The organism is Rhodovulum sp. YNF3179 (assembly GCF_050586465.1).
In the GTDB taxonomy this organism is placed as follows: Bacteria; Pseudomonadota; Alphaproteobacteria; order Rhodobacterales; family Rhodobacteraceae; genus CAJXYS01.
This window is the reverse complement of record NZ_JBOCEG010000002.1, coordinates 96,985-115,225: the sequence shown is the minus strand read 5'-3', so window position 1 is coordinate 115,225 and position 18,241 is coordinate 96,985. Positions and strand designations below refer to the sequence as shown.

Sequence of the window (18,241 nt, the reverse complement as noted above, 5' to 3'; positions counted from 1 at the left end):
TGGTTTAGCATTGAACCATTTTTGCGCCGCGCCTGACAGGGCGGAAAATCCGGCGACGGTTTCGGGCTTTGCCTGAAAATCCCGCCGGCGGCGGTGGATATGACCGGCGCGGGGTTCACCCGCGGGCCTCGCGGATCAGCGTGAGGATGTTCTTCGCCGCCTCGGGGATGTTGGTTCCCGGGCCGAAGATGGCCTTCACGCCGGCCTTCTTGAGGAACTCGTAGTCCTGCTGCGGGATCACGCCGCCGCAGATCACGATGATATCCCCGGCGCCCTGTTCCTTCAGCGCCGCGATCAGCTTCGGCGCCAGGGTCTTGTGACCGGCCGCCTGCGAGCTGATGCCGATGACGTGGACATCGTTGTCGATGGCGTCCTGCGCGGCTTCCTCGGGCGTCTGGAAGAGCGGGCCCACATCCACGTCGAAGCCGATATCGGCGAAGGCCGTCGCGATCACCTTGGCGCCGCGGTCATGGCCGTCCTGGCCCATCTTGACCACCAGCATCCGGGGCCGGCGTCCCTCGTCCTCGGCGAAGGCGTCCACGTCCTTCTTGATCTGCGCGAAGCCTTCGTCGCCCTCGTAGGCCGCGCCGTAGACCCCGGCCAGCGTCTGCACCTCGGCCCTGTGGCGGCCGAACGCCTTTTCCATCGCCATCGAGATCTCTCCCACGGTTGCGCGCGTCCGGGCGGCCTCGACCGCCAGCCGCAGCAGGTTGCCTTCGCCGGATTTCGCCGCCTGTTCCAGCGCCTCGAGCGCGCTGTCGCAGGCCGCCTGGTCGCGCCCGGCACGCAGTTTCTCGAGCCGGGCGATCTGGCTGTCACGGACGCGGACATTGTCCACGTCGAGGATGTCGATCTCCTGCTCTTTCTCGGGGCGCCACTTGTTGACGCCGACGATCACCTCGTCGCCGCGGTCGACCGCGGCCTGCCAGCGCGCGGCGGCCTCCTCGATCCGCAGTTTCGGCATGCCCGACTCGACGGCTTTGGTCATGCCGCCCATCTCGTCGATCTCGCGGATGATCTCCCAGGCGGCATCCGCCAGGTCGGCGGTCAGCTTCTCGACATAGTAGGAGCCTGCCAGCGGGTCGACGACGTTGGTCACCCCGGTCTCGTTCTGCAGGATCAGCTGGGTGTTCCGCGCGATCCGGGACGAGAAATCGGTCGGCAGCGCGATCGCCTCGTCGAAGCTGTTGGTATGCAGCGACTGGGTGCCGCCGAGCACCGCGCTCATCGCCTCGTAGGCGGTGCGCACGATGTTGTTGTAGGGATCCTGCTCGGCCAGGCTGACGCCCGAGGTCTGGCAATGCGTGCGCAGCATCATCGAGCGCGGGTCCTTCGGCGCGAACTCGGACATGATGCGGTGCCAGAGGAACCGCGCCGCGCGGAGCTTCGCGGCCTCCATGAAGAAGTTCATGCCGATGGCGAAGAAGAACGACAGCCGCGGCGCGAAGGCGTCCACGTCCAGCCCGCGCCCGATCGCGGCTTTCACGTATTCCTTGCCGTCGGCCAGCGTGAAGGCCAGCTCCTGGACCAGCGTCGCGCCCGCCTCCTGCATGTGGTAGCCGGAGATCGAGATCGAGTTGAACCGCGGCATGTCGGTCGAGGTGTACTCGATGATGTCGCTGACGATCCGCATCGAGGGTTCGGGCGGGTAGATATAGGTATTCCGCACCATGAACTCTTTCAGGATATCGTTCTGGATCGTTCCCGAAAGCTGCTTGCGGTCGACGCCCTGTTCCTCGCCCGCGACGATGAAGCTGGCGAGCACCGGGATCACCGCGCCGTTCATCGTCATGGAGACCGACACCTGGTCGAGCGGGATGCCGTCGAAGAGGATCTTCATGTCCTCGACCGAGTCGATCGCGACGCCGGCCTTGCCCACGTCGCCCTCGACGCGCGGATGGTCGCTGTCATAGCCGCGATGGGTGGCCAGATCGAAGGCGACCGAGACACCCTGCTGCCCCGCCGCAAGCGCCCGGCGGTAGAACGCGTTCGAGTCCTCGGCCGTGGAGAAGCCGGCATATTGCCGGATCGTCCAGGGGCGCCCCGTGTACATCGTGGCCCGCGGCCCGCGGGTGAAAGGGGCCTGCCCCGGCACCGAGCCGGTATGCGCGAGGCCCGCGAGGTCTTCCTCGGTGTAGAGCGGCTTGACCGTTATGCCTTCGGGCGTGGTCCAGTCGAGGCTCTCCAGCGGGCGGCCTTTCAGCTCTTTCTCGGCAAGCCGGGCCCAGTCGTCTTTGCTGTCCGTCACGTCGGTATCCCCTGTCCTCTCCGGCCGGGGGAAAGGCCCGGCCTGTCTTCGGTGAAACGCGCGAGACCCGCGGCCCCGCTCCGCAGCCACGCGAGGTCCGCAGCGTAGCGGATCCGCAGCGCGGCGCGCTGATCCCGATCAAAGGGCATGTAGCGGCCGGGGCCGGGCGGGATCGCCGCCGCCTCGGCCAGCGCACCGCGCCGCGCCAGCGTCGCCCGCAGCCCGTCGCGCGGCAGCGAGGCGTTCTGCCGCCGCGCCGCGCCCGGCAACGCCGCCGTGCCCGCGCCCCCTGTCATCATGGCCAGTTGCGCCGCCGGCCGGCCCACGACATCGTCGAACGCCCAGACCGTCACCTCCGCCCGCGGGAAGGCCGCGGCGGTCTCGCGCACCACGTCGCGCCAGCTGCGCGGTCCGGCGGCGATGGCGGCATGCGCCGACGGACCCGCGACCGGTAGGCCGGCGGCGATGGCATAGGCGCAGGCCGAGGCCCAGTAGTCTTCGAGTCCGCGGACGCCGAGCGCGACGCGGCGCACCTCCGGGAAAGCCGCGCCGATCCGCGCGAGCCGTACCGCCAGCCCCGGATAGAGCGCGCGCGCGGCCAGGTTGCCGCGCATCGTGCCCATCATGTTCTCTTCGCTCACGACCAGCCGGCGGGTTCCCCGGTCCCGCTCGGCCGCGAGCGCCGCGGCGATCGCCGCCCGGCTCCGCCGCGCGCGGGCGCGCTCGGCGGCCGTGGCCTGCGCGGGATCGCGGCCCAGCCCGTCCAGGAGCCCCGCACGGGTCTGCGCCGGACCCCAGAAGCCGAGTCCAGTTTTCCTCAAATTCGCGCGATTGGCCTCTAGGGTCTGCTGGAAACTGGTGGTGGCGGTGCGATGCGCACCGATATGCAGGATCACCTCCAAAAGCCGCCGGGCCCCGCGCGTGACGGCGGCCAGGGCCGCCGGGATATGTGCGATCGGCGCGGACATTAGGCACAGATCCTCTGCACGGGATTAACGGCCGGCGGGCCGTGGCGGAGCGTCGGCGCACCGCGCAATCGGCCCTTCGCTTTCGGCGCGGCGCGGCCTATATGTCGGGGAGCCGGAGGATACATGACAACACGCTTCGCCGCCCTTCTCGCCCTTGCCGCCCTGGCCGCACCCGCCGCGGCCCAGACCGCCGCGATGCTGGATACCGGGGACAATGGCATGCAGACGGCCCAGAACGACGCTGGCGCCGGGGACGACGCCACCGCGCCCGCCGCGGCGGAAGACGCCGATACCCTGCCGATCTTCCCGGCAGAGGAGGTCACGCTGGACGAGTTCCGCTGGATCTCGCGGCCCATCGTCGTCTTCGCCGACACCCCGGCCGATCCACGGTACCAGGAACAGATGGAACTGCTGGCCCGGGAACCGGAGCTGCTCGTCGAACGGGACGTTGTGATCATCACCGATACCGCGCCCGACACCCTGTCGGATGCGCGCGAACGCCTGCGGCCGCGCGGCTTCATGCTGGCGCTCCTCGCCAAGGACGGCACGGTGAACCTGCGCAAGCCCTTCCCCTGGGACATCCGCGAAATCACCCGCGCCATCGACAAGATGCCGATGCGGCAAGAGGAATTGCGCCGGCAGTAATCCGTCACGGCATCGCCTCCCCCAGCCGAGCCTCGAGAACCGCGTACCAGTCACGGCGGGTCAAGCGGACATCGAAGGCGCGCATGGCCGCGCGGATGCGCGCGGGCCGCTGGGTGCCGATCAGCGCCACCGGGGCCGCCGGGTGCGCCAGCACCCAGGCCAGCGCCACCACGTCGCGCCCGCACCCGTTCCGCCCGGCGATGCGGTCGATCTCGGCCAGCACGGCGTCGCGGCGCGCGGCCGGGGCGGGCCCGCCCTGCCCCGTGGCCAGCGCGCCGCCACCGAGCGGCGACCAGGCCATCGGGGCGAGGCCCGTCTCCTGCGCGAGATCCAGCACCCCGTCATAGAGCGGCGCCGGTTCCAGCGCCGAGAATTCCGGCTGGGTGGCCACGAGCGGAAGGTCCATCTGCGCCTGCAACGCGCGGGTTTGGGCGACCGTGTAGTTGGACACGCCCGCCGCCCGGATCTTGCCGGCGGCGTGCATCTCCTCCAGCGCCGCGCCGACCTCGGCATGGGCGGCCAGGAAATCGGGACGGTGGACGAGGAAAAGGTCGACCGCCTCCGTCCGCAGCCGCCGGAGCGAGGCCTCGACGCTCTCGATCAGCGCGGCCTTGCGGCTGTCATAGGGGATCGGCGGCACGATCCCGCCCTTCGTCACCAGCACGATTTTCTCGCGCAGTCCCGGCGCATCGGCCAGGGCGTCGCCGAGCCGTTCCTCCGCCTCTCCGAAGGCCGTCTCGCCGAAGCCATAGATCGCCGCCGTATCGATCAGGTCGATGCCCGCCGCGAGCGCGGTCTCGAGCTTTTCACGCGCCGCCGCGACCGGCGTGCCGGCGAACCGCCAGCAGCCATAGCCGATCCGCCCCACCTCGAAGGGGCCGATCCGGCGGGTCCGGGCAAGCGGCAGCGCGTCGATCATTGGATCACTCGAACTCCATGATCACGTCGTCGACGGCGAGGCTGTCGCCGGCGCCCGCGTTGATCTTGGCGACGACCGCCTGGCGTTCGGCCCGGAGCACGTTTTCCATCTTCATCGCCTCGACGGTGCAGAGGACCTGGCCCTCCTGCACCTCCTGGCCCTGCTCCACCGCGACCGACACCATCAGCCCCGGCATCGGGCAAAGCAGCATTTTCGACGTGTCGGGCGGCACCTTCTCGAGCATGTGCTGGGACAGCTCGAACTGGCGCGGGGTCTGGACCTTGACGATCAGGTCGGCGCCCCGGTGGCGCATCCGGTAGCCGAGCGGCACCGGCTCGGCCTTGATCACCACGCGATCCGCGTCGATGTCGAGCACCGCCAGCGGCATGCCCGGCTTCCAGTCCGAGGCGACGCGGTGCTGCCCGCCATGGGCGAACTTCACCGTCGAGCCCTCGCGGTCGGCCGCGATCGTCACCGGGTAGTCATGCCCGGCCAGCGACACGACCCAGTCGGCGCCGACCTCGCGCTCGTGGTTCGACATCCGCCCCGAGACCCGCGCCGCGCGGATCTCGCTGACCCGGTGCATGGCCGCGGCCGCGGCCGCGAGCTGGCGCAGGACCGGCTCGGGCAGTTCCGCGCCGGCGAAGCCGTCGGGATATTCCTCGGCGATGAAGGCCGTTGTGATATCGCCCGAGATGAAGCGCGGGTGATCCATCACCGCCGAAAGGAACGGCAGGTTGTGGCCGATCCCCTCGACCTCGAAGCCGTCGAGCGCGTCGCGCATTCCCTCCAGCGCATCGGCACGCGTCGGCCCCCAGGTGCAGAGCTTGGCGATCATCGGGTCGTAATACATCGAGATCTCGCCGCCCTCGAAGACGCCGGTATCGTTGCGGACGACCGCCGTGTCGCCGACCGCTTCCTCGGGCGGGCGATAGCGCGTCAGTCGCCCGATCGACGGCAGGAAGTTGCGATACGGATCCTCCGCGTAGAGCCGGCTCTCGATCGCCCAGCCGTCGAGGCTGATGTCGTCCTGGGTCAGCGCCAGCGTTTCGCCCGCCGCGACCCGGATCATCTGCTCCACCAGGTCGACGCCCGTGATCAGCTCGGTCACCGGGTGTTCCACCTGCAGGCGGGTGTTCATCTCGAGGAAGTAGAAGTTCTTGTCCCCGTCGACGATGAATTCTACCGTCCCCGCCGAGCAGTAGTCCACGGCGCGCGCCAGCGCGCAGGCCTGCTCGCCCATGGCCTTGCGGGTCTCCTCGTCGAGGAAGGGCGAGGGGGCCTCCTCGATGACCTTCTGGTTCCGGCGCTGGATCGAGCATTCCCGCTCGCCCAGGTAGATGCAGTTGCCGTGGCTGTCGCCGAGAACCTGGATCTCGATATGCCGGGGCTGGGTGACGAATTTCTCGATGAAGATCCGGTCGTCGCCGAAAGAGGACGCGGCCTCGTTCTTGGACGACTGGAAGCCCTCGCGCGCCTCTTCGTCGTTCCAGGCGATGCGCATGCCCTTGCCGCCGCCCCCGGCGCTGGCCTTGATCATCACCGGGTAGCCGATCTCCTGGCTGATCTTCACCGCCTCGTCGGCGTCCTCGATCAGCCCCATGACGCCGGGCACGGTATTGACCCCCGCTTCCTTGGCGAGCTTCTTCGAGGTGATCTTGTCGCCCATCGCCTCGATCGCGCCCTTGGGTGGGCCGATGAAGGCGACGCCCTCCTTCTCGAGCGCGGCGGCGAATTTCGGGTTCTCCGACAGGAAGCCGTAGCCCGGATGCACCGCTTCGACGCCGGTCTCGCGGATCGCCGCGAGAATGTTGTCGATCACGATGTAGGACTGGTTGGCCGGGGCCGGGCCGATATGCACCGCCTCGTCGGCCATGCGGACATGCAGCGCATGCTTGTCGGCGTCGGAATAGACCGCCACCGTCGCGATCCCCATGCGGCGGGCCGTCTTGATGACCCGGCACGCGATTTCCCCGCGGTTCGCGATCAGAATTTTCTTGAACATTCTCCGTCCCTTCCAGTCAGCGCAGCCCGGGTTCCGGCCCGGGATGCGACACGAAAAAAGCCACCGGGGCAGGCGCGGCCCCGATGGCTGTTCTTGTCGTCCGTCATTGTGCAGGCCGGGCGCGCCCGGCCGATCCGGTCAGCGGCAGCGGCCCGGATTTTGCTGGCAGTAAAGCGTGTTGCCGGCCGCGCCGACAGCCGCGCCCACGACCGGGTCGCCGTCGACCGCGGCCGCGCCCACGGCGCCCGCGGCCCCGCCGAAGAGCGCCTGCTCGCCGACCGTGTCGCCACAGGCCGCGAGCAGCGGCAGAGTGCCCAGAAGCGCGAGTATGCCAAGTTTCCGCATCGGTTCGTGTCTCCCTCTTGGGTGCAGGCGCCGGACAGGACGTCCGGGCGCGCATCTATGCAGACAGAATGGGAACCGCGCCGGCCCGACGCAAGGCGCGCGCCCGGCTTTCGGCGGGGCTCTGCCGATCCCGGCAGGGGCTTGGCGCCAAAAAGAAAATGAGCCCGGTCGCAAAACGGACGACCGGGCCCCAGAAGAGGGGAAGGGTAACGGTTGTGGATACCCGAGGCCGGCGCACCGGGCCGGCGACCGGCCTCGGGTAAACGATAGCCAGACCGCGCCCGCCGCGCCAAGCGCGGCGTCGTCGCGGCGGCATTATGGGCGATTTGCTGCCGGATTCCGGAGACCATGGGCGGGATCATGCCGGATCTCCGTCGAAGAGCTCGGGAAAAGCGGCCTCGGCCGCCGCCATGTCGACCCGCAGAAGCGCCGCGTAGCTTTCCGGGTCGAACGGCTCTTCGGCCGGCACGACCTCGCGCCCGAAGAGCCAGGACAGCCGCCCCGCGTCGAGATTGCCGCGCTCGAAGGGCGCGTCGCCGAAATGCTCGATCAGCGCGGCGAGAAACCCCGCATCCGCCATTCGGTCGGCCGAACGGCGATCGGCGAACCGCTCACGGCGGGTGAGGCGTGTGGCGCTGCCCTTCTGGGCACGCCGGATCGTGAACTGGAAATCCGTGCCGGGCAGGCGCGAGGGAAACCCGCGATGTTTCAGCATGGCCGCCCCCCTGCCGGCCGGGTGCGGCGCGCGGTCGGCGGGACGGGCGTGACCGCCCGTCCCGCAATGTTATCAGTACTTCTCGTAGGTCGGCTCTTCGACCACCGGCTCGGGCTCGACGTAGACGATTTCTTCCTCCTGCTGGGCGCAGGCGGCAGCGAAGGCCACGAGGCCGAGCGAGAGGACGATCTTGATGGTCTTGGACATTCCGTTCTCCTCAGTCTGTCTCCACCACGCGCCGACGCCCGAGAGGGCGGAACGACGCGCCGTTCCAATTCGGCCGCTTTCGTGCGACCTGTCCGGACGATACGACACTTCACGGGAAAATGATAGGAAGCGCGATCCCGTCCGAAGGGATGTGGCCGGGATGCATCAGCCGCGGCGACCGCGGCCCGGTCCGGGGAAAATCCGGGCGCCATGGTCAGAACACCTCCAGCACGCAGGCACCGTTCTCGATGCGGAACGCCTCGAAGAACTGCCGGGTGTCCGGCGCGGTTTCGCCGAAGGCCAGCGGGCGGTCGGCCATGCTCACGACGAGCTGGTCGACCGTGCGCCCGGTCTCGCGCAGAAGCTGCAAGCCCATCGTCTCGCACAGCGCCTGGAAATCCTGCTGCACATCCTCGAAGCCGAGCGTGCCGCCCTCGCGCGCGATGCCGGGCGCGACGAAGCGCAGCCGCAGCGTGTCTTCCTGCCAGAGGATCTCCTGCAGATAGAGCACCTGCCCGGACGGCACCGCGACGGGGGTCGCGGCCGCCGCCGGCAGGACCGGCAAGGCACAGGCCAGGAGGATATGAAGCGCGCGGCGCACGGTCCCTGCCCTCAAAGCGGGATGTTGTCGTGCTTCTTCCAGGGCATGCCCCGCGTCTTCGTCCGCAACGAGGCGAAGGCCCGGCAGACCCGCTTGCGGGTCGAGCGCGGCTGGATCACCTCGTCGATGAAGCCGCGTTCCGCCGCGACGAACGGGTTGGCGAAGCGATCCTCGTAATCCTTGGTCCGGCGGGCGATCTTGTCGGGGTCGCCCAGTTCGGACCGGTAGAGGATCTCGGTCGCGCCCTTGGCGCCCATCACCGCGACCTCGGAGGTCGGCCAGGCGTAGTTGAAGTCGCCCCGCAGATGCTTGGACGACATGACCACATAAGCCCCGCCATAGGCCTTGCGGGTGATGACGGTCACCTTCGGCACCGTGGCCTCGCCATAGGCGAAGAGCAGCTTGGCGCCGTGCTTGATGATCCCGTCATATTCCTGCTTGGTCCCCGGCAGGAATCCGGGCACGTCCACGAAGGTCAGGATCGGGATCTCGAAGCAGTCGCAGAACCGGACGAAGCGCGCCGCCTTGCGCGCCGAGTCGATGTCGAGCACGCCGGCCAGCACCATCGGCTGGTTCGCCACCACGCCCACGGTCTGGCCCTCGAGCCGGATGAACCCGGTGATGATGTTCTTGGCGAAATCGGCCTGCATCTCGTTGAAGTCGCCCTCGTCGGCGACGCTGCGCACGACCTCTTTCATGTCGTAGGGCTGGTTCGGGTTCTCGGGCACGATGGTGTCGAGCGCCGTTTCGACCCGATCCGGATCGTCGAAGAACGGACGGTGCGGCGGTCGCTCGCGATTGTTGAGCGGCAGCATGTCGATCAGGCGGCGCACCTCCATCAGCGCCTCCATGTCGTTCTCGAAGGCCGCGTCGGCCACCGACGACTTGGAGGTGTGCGTCTTGGCCCCGCCCAGTTCCTCGGCGGTGACGACCTCGTTGGTGACGGTCTTCACGACGTCGGGCCCGGTCACGAACATGTAGGAGCTGTCCTTCACCATGAAGATGAAGTCGGTCATCGCCGGGGAATAGACCGCGCCGCCGGCGCAGGGGCCCATGATCACGCTGATCTGGGGAATGACGCCCGAGGCCTCGATGTTGCGCTGGAACACCTCGCCATAGGCCGCGAGGCTGGCGACGCCCTCCTGGATACGCGCCCCGCCCGAATCGTTCAGGCCGATCACCGGCGCGCCGTTCTGCATCGCCATGTCCATGATCTTGCAGATCTTCTGGCCGTGGGTCTCGGACACCGAGCCGCCCATCACGGTGAAATCCTGGCTGAAGACATAGACCATGCGCCCGTTGATCGTGCCCCAGCCGGTCACGACCCCGTCGCCATAGGGGCGGCTTTCCTGCATGCCGAAATCGGTGCAGCGATGCGCCACGAACATGTCGAACTCTTCGAAGGAGCCCGGGTCGAGCAACAGCTCCAGCCGCTCGCGCGCCGTCAGCTTGCCCTTGGCGTGCTGCCCGTCGACCCGCTTCTCGCCGCCGCCGAGCCGGGCCTGGTCGCGGCGGGTCTCGAGTTCTTGCAGGATATCCTTCATCGCGTATGCTCCCCCCTGGATTTATCGCCGGACGATACGCGGCGCGGGGCTTTCGCGGAAGAAAAACATGGCAAATTTGCAAATTATTGGCACCACCCTGCAGGCTAAATGCAAATTTGCGAATTCCGGTGCGGACTGATCGCCTCATCCACGTCGTCTCGGCCCATGCCGAGGGCGAGGTCGGCGACGTCGTCACCGGCGGCGTCGCGCCGCCGCCGGGCGAAACGCTCTGGGAGCAGCGCGACCATCTCGCGCGTGACGGCCGCCTGCGCCGCTTCTTGCTGAACGAGCCGCGCGGCGGCGTCTTCCGGCACGTGAACCTGATCGTGCCGCCACGCGCCCCCGAGGCCGCGTGGGGCTTCCTGATCATGGAGCCGGAACACACGCCGCCGATGTCCGGTTCGAACACGATCTGCGTGGCCACCGTGCTGCTCGAGACCGGGATGGTGCCGATCACCGGCCCCGAGACGCGCTTCGTGATCGAGGCCCCGGCAGGCCCCATCGCGGTGACCGCGCGCTGCGAGAACGGCAAGGCCCGCGATATCCGCTTTCGCGGCGTGGCGTCCTTCGCCGACCGGCTGGACGCCCCGCTCGACGTGCCGGGGCTGGGGCGGCTCACGGTCGACACGGCTTATGGCGGCGACAGTTTCGTGATCGTGCGCGCCGAGGAGGCCGGTCTCGAGCTCGTGCCCGAGCGCGCCGACGAGATCGCGGCGCTCGGGGCGCGGATCACCCGCGCGGCCAACGCGCAACTCGGCTTCGCGCATCCCGCCGCACCCTGGCGGCATATCTCGTTCTGCCAGTTCACCGCGCCCGTCGCAGATGGCCCGGACGGCCCCGAGGGCCTTTCGGCCGTCGTCATCGACCCGGGCAAGGTCGACCGCTCCCCGACCGGAACGGGCTGCGCGGCCCGTATGGCGGTCATGGCCGCGCGGGGCGCGATGGGACCGGGCGACCGCTTCACCGGGCGCGCGATGCTCGGCGGGCGGTTCGAATGCCGCATCGCGGAAGAAACGCAGGTTGCCGGCCGTCCCGCGATCATCCCGGAAATCCGCGGCCGGGCCTGGATCACCGGCACCCACCAGCTGATGCGCGATCCCGACGATCCCTGGCCCGAGGGCTACCGGATGACCGACACCTGGCCGCGCATGCCCTGACGCGGCGTTCCGTTGCGAATGCAATGGACAATCGCGGCCAGCGGCTTAAGGTCCGGCCATGACCGCGCGACCCGATGTCCGGTTCCTCGACCGGACCACCCCGCCCCACATCTTCACGCTCGTCGTCTTCGCCGGCCTCTCGGCGCTGGCGATGAACGTGTTTCTGCCCTCTCTGCCCAGCATGACCGCCTATTTCGAGGCCGAATACAGCGTCATGCAGCTGTCGGTCGCGCTTTACCTCGCGGTGAATGCCGCGCTGCAGGTGGTGATCGGGCCGGTCTCCGACCGCTTCGGACGACGCCCGGTGATCCTCTGGTCCGCGGTCCTGTTCCTGATCTTCACGCTCGGCTGCCTGGTCGCGCCCACCGCCGAGCTTTTCCTGGCCTGCCGCATGGGCCAGGCGGTCATCGTCACCGGCATGGTGCTGAGCCGCGCGATCGTCCGCGACATGGTGCCCGGCGACCAGGCGGCCAGCATGATCGGCTATGTCACCATGGGCATGGCCGTGGTGCCGATGATCGGCCCCGCGATCGGCGGGGTGCTCGACGAGGCCTTCGGCTGGCAGGCGAATTTCGTGATGCTGTTCCTCGGCGGCCTGTTCGTGCTTTGGCTCTCCTGGGCCGACCAGGGCGAGACGGCGACCGCCCGGTCGTCCAGCTTCGCCGAACAGTTCCGCCAGTATCCCGAACTCCTGACGGCACGGCGCTTCTGGGGCTACGCGCTGACCGCGGCGTTCTGTTCGGGGGCGTTCTTCGCCTATCTGGGCGGCGCGCCCTTCGTCGGCTCCGAGGTCTACGCCCTGACGCCGGCGGTGCTCGGCTTCTATTTCGGGGCGCCGGCGCTCGGCTACGCGGCGGGCAATTTCTTCACCGGGCGCTATGCCGTGCGCTACGGCATCAACCGGATGCTCGCCTGGGGCACGCTGCTTTGCGCCGGCGGGCTCGGGCTGTCGCTGGTGGTGAGCTATGCCGGGCTCGGCAGTGCGCTGGCCTTTTTCGGCTTCATGACCTTCGTGGGGCTCGGCAACGGCATGGTGCTGCCGAACGCCACCGCGGGCATGCTGTCGGTGCGCCCGCACCTGGCCGGCACCGCCAGCGGGCTCGGCGGGGCGATCATGATCGGCGGCGGCGCCGCCCTGTCGGCGCTGGCGGGCGCCATGCTGACGACGGGCTCGGGCGCGCTGCCGTTGCAGTGGATCATGTTCCTCACCGCGTTCGCCGCCGTGCTTTCGATGGCCTATGTGCTGCAGCGCGAGCGTCGGCTGCGCCGCGGCGCCTGACCGCTCAGAGCGGCCAGACCAGCAGGATCATCGGAACCGACACGCCGATCACCAGCCCCTCGAGCGGCAGGCCCATTCGCCAATAATCGCCGAAGGCATAACCGCCGGGACCGAGGATCAGGGTGTTGTTCTTGTGGCCGATCGGCGTCAGAAACGCGCAGGATGCCGCCACCGCCACCGCCATGAGGAACGGATCGGGATTCGCGCCCAGCGTGTCGGCGATCTCCATGGCGACGGGGGCGGCCACGATGGTCGTCGCCGTGTTGTTCAGAACGTCCGAGAGCGTCATCGTCACGGCCATGAGGATAGCGAGGATCGCCCAGGCGGGAAAGCCGCCCGTGAGTCCCGTCAGCGCGTTGGCCACCAGCGCCGTGCCGCCCGCCTCCTCGAGCGCCGTGCCGAGCGGGATCATCGAGCCCAGCAAGACGACGACCGGCCATTCCACGTGCTCGTAGACCTCCGAGATCGGAACGATCCGCATGATCAGGAACAGCGCCACCACGATGCCCAGCGCCACGGGCACGGAGATATAGCCGAAACTCGCGACCGCGACCGCGGCGGCGAAGATCCCGATGGCCAGCCAGGTCTTGTCCTGCTTGGTCACCTTGAGCCCGCGTTCGGCCAGCGGAAGGCAGCCGAGCCATTCGGTGACGTCGTTCTCGCGGCCCGCCGGAACCAGCAGCAGCAGGATGTCGCCGGGATGGACCACCGCCTTGCGCACCTGGCTCGTGAGCTCGCGCCCCTTGCGCGAGATGCCCATCAGGATCGTCTGCTGGCGCCAGGAGAGCCCGATGCTCTGGGCGGTCTTGCCGGTGATGCGCGACTGTTCGGGAACCACCACCTCGAGCAGTTCGAGCCCCTCGCCGGCGGCGTCGAGCTTATCCTCGCGCTCGGTATCGGAAAACCCGAGCCTGAGCGCGGTGCGGAACTCGTCGAGGGCCTCGGGCGTGGCGTCCAGCACCAGGACGTCGCCGGCGCGCAGCGTCGCGTTGCGCGATCGGCCGAAACGGCGCTTGCCGTCGCGGACCAGCCCGATCACCGCGGCGTCGGTCTCTTCCTCGGTCTCGTGCAGGTCACGGATCTTCCGGCCCACGACCTCCGACTCCCCGGGCACGGTCAGCTCGGCGACGTAGCGAGCCTTTTCCATCAGGTTCTCGCCGGCGCTGGCCTCGCCGTCGCGCTGCGGGATAAGCCGCCAGCCGACCGTGCCGATGAAGACCAGCCCGGCCAGCGCCGCGACCGCGCCGACCGGCGCGAAGTCGAACATGGCGAAGGACTCGCCCAGACGGTCCTCGCGGAAGGTGGCGATGATGATGTTGGGCGGGGTGCCGATCAGCGTCACCATGCCGCCCAGGATCGTCGCGAAGGACAGCGGCATCAGGCTGAGCCCGGCATTGCGCCCGGCCTTGCGCGCGGTCTGGATGTCGACCGGCATCAGCAGCGCCAGCGCCGCCACGTTGTTCATGAACCCCGAGAACACGGCGCCCACGCTGCCCATCGTGGCGATGTGCCAGCCGAGCGGGCGGGAACTGTCGATCAGCGTCCGGGTGATCAGCTGTACCGCGCCCGAGCGCACCAGCCCCGCCGAGACCACCAGCACCAGCGCCACCACCATGGTCGCGGGATGCCCGAAACCGTCGAAGGCCCGGTCGGAGGGGACCACCCCGAGGACCACGCCGCTCAGCAGCGCGGTGAAGGCCACCAGGTCATAGCGCCAGCGCCCCCAGATCAGGAACACGAAGACGACGAGGAAAATGGCAAAAAGGATAATCTGGTCGGTCGTCACGGCATGCTCCCTGTCGGCGACAGACAAGCCCATTGCGCGGACATATGCAACGCCCTGGCGGTCTTGCACGTTCCCCGCGCCCTGCCCTATAGACAGGCAGACCGATTTCCCGGAACGGAGAGAGTGCCATGGCAGGCCATTCGAAATGGGCGAATATCCAGCACCGGAAAGGCCGCCAGGACGCGGCGCGTTCCAAGCTGTTCTCGAAGCTCTCCAAGGAGATCACGGTCGCCGCCAAGATGGGCGACCCGGACCCCGAGAAGAACCCGCGGCTCAGGCTCGCGATCAAGGAGGCCAAGTCGAACTCGGTTCCGAAGGACGTGATCGAGCGGGCGATCAAGAAATCGCAGGGCGGCGACTCGGAGGATTACGAGGAAATCCGCTACGAGGGCTACGGGCCGAACGGCGTGGCCGTGATCGTCGAGGCGATGACCGACAACCGCAACCGCACGGCGTCGAACGTGCGGTCGACCTTTTCCAAGAACGGCGGCAACCTCGGCGAGACGGGCGCGGTCAGCTTCATGTTCGACCGCAAGGGCGAGATCACCTACCCCGCGGACGCCGGTGACGCCGACACGGTGATGATGGCCGCCATCGAGGCCGGTGCCGAGGACGTGGAAAGCGCCGAGGACGGGCACATCGTCTACTGTGCCGACACCGATCTGCACGAGGTCGCCTCGGCGCTGGAGGCCCAGCTGGGCGAGAGCGAGTCGACCCGCCTGATCTGGAAGCCCCAGACCACCACCGAGCTGGATCTCGAGAACGCGCAGAAGCTGATGAAACTGCTCGAGGCCCTGGAAGACGACGACGACGTGCAGAAGGTCACGGCGAATTTCGAGATCTCCGACGAGGTGATGGCCCAGCTGTCGGCCTGAGCCGGCCGGCCGCGCCGGCCCGGCATCGGCCGCCTGCCCCTTGCGGCCCCCGGTCCGATCGGGTCAGATCGCCGCCATGTCCGAGAGCCCCGCCCACCGCCCGCTCGCCGGGATCCTCTGGATGCTCCTGACCGGGCTCTGTTTCGTCGCCGTGACCGCGACGGTGAAACACCTGGGCCAGGCCGTTCCCGCCGCGCAGGCGGCCTTCCTGCGCTACGCGCTGGGACTGGTTTTCGTGATCCCGATGATCCGGCCGATGCTGCGCTCGGGGCTGGGCCGGCGGGGCGCGACGCTCGCGGGGCTGCGCGCGGCGGCGCATACGCTGGCCGTCATCCTCTGGTTCTTCGCCATGGCACGGATCCCGATCGCGGACGTCACCGCGATGAACTACCTCGCGCCGGTCTACATTTCCGTCGGGGCGGCGCTTTTCCTGGGCGAGCGACTGGCCTCGCGGCGGATCGCGGCGATCCTGGTGGCGCTGGCGGGCGCGCTGGTGATCCTGCGCCCGGGCTTCCGCGAGCTGTCGTCCGGGCATATTGCGATGCTCTTCACCGCGCCGGCCTTCGCCGTCTCCTACCTCATGGCCAAGCGCCTGACGGCGGAGATCAGCCCGCTCGCGGTGGTGGGGCTCCTGTCGGTCGGGGTCACCATCGGGCTCGCCCCCTTCGCGGCGGTCGTCTGGGTGCCGCCCACGCCGGTCCAGCTGCTCTGGCTCTTGCTGGTGGCCTTCTTCGCCACGGCGGGACATTACAGCATGACCCGCGCCTTCGAGGCCGCGCCGCTGGCGGTGACGCAACCCGTGACCTTCCTGCAGCTGGTCTGGGCCACGCTGCTCGGGATTTTCGTCTTCGGCGAGGCCTTCGATCCCTGGGTGGTGCTCGGCGGCTCGATGGTGGTCGGCGCGGTCAGCTTTATCTCGTGGCGCGAGTCCGCGCTGCGCCGGCGCGCGGCGACGCCGCCCGACGCGGCCGCGAAGCTCTGAGTGGCGGGCCCCGGGGGCTGTCTGCCCCCGGACCCCCGAGGATATTTCCGGAACGATGAAGGGGCCCGTCAGCCCCGCGGGTCCAGAAGCTTGGCGATCACGGTGTCGCGGGTGATCTGGCCGATCACCGCGCCGTTCTCGACCACGCCGATCGGCGCGCGGGCGGCCTTGACCTCTTCCATGACCGACTGGATCACGGCGTCGGGCGGCACGGTCGCGTCGTGCCGGCCGGTCGAGGGCTCCATCACGTCGCGCGCCGTCAGGACGCCGAGCGGGTTCATATGCGCCACGAAATCGGCCACGTAGTCGTTGGCGGGGCGCGAGAAAATCTCCTGCGGGCGGCCGCATTGCACGATGCGCCCCCCTTCCATGATCGCGATCCGGTCGCCGATCTTGAAGGCCTCGTCGAGGTCGTGGCTGACGAAGATGATAGTTCGCGCCAGCTTCGACTGCAGGTCCAGCAGCTCGTCCTGCAGCCGGGTGCGGATCAGCGGATCGAGCGCCGAGAAGGGTTCGTCCATCAGCAGGATCGGCGCGTCGGTGGCGAAGGCACGCGCCAGGCCCACGCGCTGCTGCATTCCGCCCGAGAGCTCGCCCACCTTGCGGTCGGCCCAGTCGGCGAGGCCGACCAGCTCGAGCTGGCGTTCGACCTGCGCGCGGCGGTCCGTGGCCGGCAGCCCGGCAAGCTCGAGTCCGAGCCCGACATTGTCGCGCACGCTGCGCCAGGGCAGCAGGCCGAACTGCTGGAAGACCATGGCGATGTTTTGCAGCCGCATGCGCCGCAGCGTCCTGGCATCGGCATGGGTGACGTCGACCATCGCGTCGCCGTCATTGACCCGCACGCTTCCGCGGACCACCGGGTTGAGCCCGTTGACCGCGCGCAGCAGGGTCGACTTGCCCGACCCCGAGAGCCCCATCAACACGACGATCTCGCCCGTCTCGACGGTGAGCGAGCAGTCATGCACGCCCAGCACCTGGCCGGTGGCGGCCTGGATCTCGGCCCGGGACTGGCCGGCATCCATGAGCGGCAGGGCGGTTTCGGGATGGTCGCCGAAGACGATGGAGACCTTGTCGAAATCCACGGCGGTGGTCATGGGCGGCGCTCCATCTTGAGCATGCGGTCGAGGATGATCGCGACGACGACGATGATGAAGCCCGACTCGAAGCCGAGCGCGGTGTTGACCTGGTTGAGCGCCCGCACCACCGGCACCCCGAGCCCGTCGGCCCCGACCAGCGCGGCGATCACCACCATCGACAGCGAAAGCATGATGGTCTGGTTCAGCCCGGCCATGATCTGTGGCAGCGCGTAGGGCAGCTCGACCTTCCAGAGCGTCTGGCGCGGCGTGGCGCCGAAGGCCTGCGCGGCCTCGAGCAGGGACTGCGGCGTCGAGGAGATCCCGAGATGCGTCAGCCGGATCGGCGCCGGCACCACGAAGATCACCGTGGCCATCAGCCCCGGCACCATGCCGATCCCGAAGAAGACGATGGCCGGGATCAGGTAGACGAAGGGCGGCAGGGTCTGCATCAGGTCGAGCACCGGGCGCATGCCCGCGTAGAGCCGCGGCCGGTGCGCCGCGGCGATGCCGATGGGCACGCCCACGCCCATGCAGACCACGCAGGAGGCCAGCACCAGCGTCAGGCTCTCGGTCGTTTCTTCCCAGTAGTCCTGGTTCAGGATGAACAGAAAGCCCAGCGCCACGAAGAGGCAGGTCTTCCAGCTGCGCTGCAGCGCCCAGGTCAGCGCCACCAGCACGGCGATCACCAAGAGCGGGTGCGGCGTCTGCAGCACCCAGAGCAACCCGTCGATCAGGTTCTCCATGCCGATGGCAAGCGCGTCGAAGAAGACCGCGGCGTTGTCCTGAAGCCAGTCGAAGACGGCGGCGGCGCCGTCGCCCACGGGGATCTTGTTGTCGGTGAGCCAGTTCATGCATCTGTCCCTGCGTGCGTGACGAAGCGGCGGCGCTG

Annotated in this window: 17 protein-coding genes; 5 read left to right on the top strand and 12 right to left on the bottom strand. The window is 68.8% G+C overall.

The window, feature by feature from the left end; translation table 11 throughout:
- Positions 1-115 precede the first annotated feature (115 nt).
- On the bottom strand, positions 116-2,248 hold the full coding sequence (scpA, locus tag ACQ5SP_RS03515) for a methylmalonyl-CoA mutase (RefSeq protein ID WP_430936497.1): 2,133 nt from the start codon (positions 2,246-2,248) through the stop codon (positions 116-118).
- Positions 2,245-3,216 (bottom strand): hypothetical protein, encoded by a 972-nt coding sequence (locus tag ACQ5SP_RS03510; RefSeq protein WP_430936495.1) that lies wholly within the window; start codon positions 3,214-3,216, stop codon positions 2,245-2,247. Before ACQ5SP_RS03510 ends, scpA begins: the two co-directional genes overlap by 4 nt.
- Positions 3,217-3,339: 123 nt before the next feature.
- Between ACQ5SP_RS03510 and ACQ5SP_RS03505 the strand changes: the two genes are divergently transcribed.
- A complete protein-coding gene (locus tag ACQ5SP_RS03505) occupies positions 3,340-3,861 on the top strand; it encodes a DUF4174 domain-containing protein (RefSeq protein WP_430936493.1) in 522 nt (173 codons plus the stop codon).
- A gap of 4 nt (positions 3,862-3,865) precedes the next feature.
- Here ACQ5SP_RS03505 and ACQ5SP_RS03500 read toward each other — a convergent pair whose 3' ends face one another.
- The 7 genes from ACQ5SP_RS03500 to ACQ5SP_RS03470 form a co-directional block, all read right to left on the bottom strand.
- On the bottom strand, positions 3,866-4,780 hold the full coding sequence (locus ACQ5SP_RS03500; protein WP_430936491.1) for an aldo/keto reductase: 915 nt from the start codon (positions 4,778-4,780) through the stop codon (positions 3,866-3,868).
- Between the two features lie 4 nt (positions 4,781-4,784).
- Positions 4,785-6,785, bottom strand: a complete 2,001-nt coding sequence (locus ACQ5SP_RS03495; protein ID WP_430936489.1) for an acetyl-CoA carboxylase biotin carboxylase subunit — start codon at positions 6,783-6,785, stop codon at positions 4,785-4,787.
- A gap of 138 nt (positions 6,786-6,923) precedes the next feature.
- Positions 6,924-7,130, bottom strand: a complete 207-nt coding sequence (locus tag ACQ5SP_RS03490; RefSeq protein ID WP_430936487.1) for a hypothetical protein — start codon at positions 7,128-7,130, stop codon at positions 6,924-6,926.
- A 358-nt stretch (positions 7,131-7,488) separates the two neighbouring features.
- Positions 7,489-7,845, bottom strand: coding sequence for a hypothetical protein (locus tag ACQ5SP_RS03485; RefSeq protein WP_430936485.1), 357 nt, complete (start codon positions 7,843-7,845; stop codon positions 7,489-7,491).
- A gap of 72 nt (positions 7,846-7,917) precedes the next feature.
- Positions 7,918-8,052, bottom strand: a complete 135-nt coding sequence (locus tag ACQ5SP_RS03480) for a hypothetical protein (RefSeq protein ID WP_430936483.1) — start codon at positions 8,050-8,052, stop codon at positions 7,918-7,920.
- Positions 8,053-8,266: 214 nt separating this feature from the next.
- On the bottom strand, positions 8,267-8,653 hold the full coding sequence (locus tag ACQ5SP_RS03475) for a DUF6497 family protein (protein ID WP_430936481.1): 387 nt from the start codon (positions 8,651-8,653) through the stop codon (positions 8,267-8,269).
- A gap of 11 nt (positions 8,654-8,664) precedes the next feature.
- Positions 8,665-10,197, bottom strand: coding sequence for an acyl-CoA carboxylase subunit beta (locus ACQ5SP_RS03470; protein ID WP_430936479.1), 1,533 nt, complete (start codon positions 10,195-10,197; stop codon positions 8,665-8,667).
- 128 nt (positions 10,198-10,325) lie between these two features.
- Between ACQ5SP_RS03470 and ACQ5SP_RS03465 the strand changes: the two genes are divergently transcribed.
- Together ACQ5SP_RS03465 and ACQ5SP_RS03460 are read left to right on the top strand one after the other, a co-directional pair.
- On the top strand, positions 10,326-11,354 hold the full coding sequence (locus ACQ5SP_RS03465; protein WP_430936477.1) for a trans-3-hydroxy-L-proline dehydratase: 1,029 nt from the start codon (positions 10,326-10,328) through the stop codon (positions 11,352-11,354).
- Positions 11,355-11,412: 58 nt separating this feature from the next.
- Positions 11,413-12,633, top strand: a complete 1,221-nt coding sequence (locus ACQ5SP_RS03460; RefSeq protein WP_430936475.1) for a multidrug effflux MFS transporter — start codon at positions 11,413-11,415, stop codon at positions 12,631-12,633.
- A gap of 4 nt (positions 12,634-12,637) precedes the next feature.
- Here the strand turns inward: ACQ5SP_RS03460 and ACQ5SP_RS03455 are convergent, their stop codons facing one another.
- A complete protein-coding gene (locus tag ACQ5SP_RS03455) occupies positions 12,638-14,419 on the bottom strand; it encodes an SLC13 family permease (protein ID WP_430936473.1) in 1,782 nt (593 codons plus the stop codon).
- A gap of 128 nt (positions 14,420-14,547) precedes the next feature.
- Between ACQ5SP_RS03455 and ACQ5SP_RS03450 the strand changes: the two genes are divergently transcribed.
- Together ACQ5SP_RS03450 and ACQ5SP_RS03445 are read left to right on the top strand one after the other, a co-directional pair.
- Entirely contained in the window at positions 14,548-15,294 is a 747-nt protein-coding gene (locus ACQ5SP_RS03450) for a YebC/PmpR family DNA-binding transcriptional regulator (RefSeq protein WP_430936471.1), read from the top strand.
- 76 nt (positions 15,295-15,370) lie between these two features.
- Positions 15,371-16,276, top strand: a complete 906-nt coding sequence (locus tag ACQ5SP_RS03445; RefSeq protein WP_430936469.1) for a DMT family transporter — start codon at positions 15,371-15,373, stop codon at positions 16,274-16,276.
- A 68-nt stretch (positions 16,277-16,344) separates the two neighbouring features.
- On the opposite strand, the gene choV is transcribed toward ACQ5SP_RS03445, so the two are convergent.
- Entirely contained in the window at positions 16,345-17,370 is a 1,026-nt protein-coding gene (choV, locus tag ACQ5SP_RS03440; protein ID WP_430936467.1) for a choline ABC transporter ATP-binding protein, read from the bottom strand.
- The gene (choW, locus tag ACQ5SP_RS03435) at positions 17,367-18,203 is read right to left on the bottom strand and encodes a choline ABC transporter permease subunit (RefSeq protein WP_430936465.1); all 837 of its coding nucleotides are present in this window, start codon (positions 18,201-18,203) and stop codon (positions 17,367-17,369) included. The genes choV and choW overlap by 4 nt, the downstream gene beginning before the upstream one ends.
- Positions 18,204-18,241: the final 38 nt, after the last annotated feature.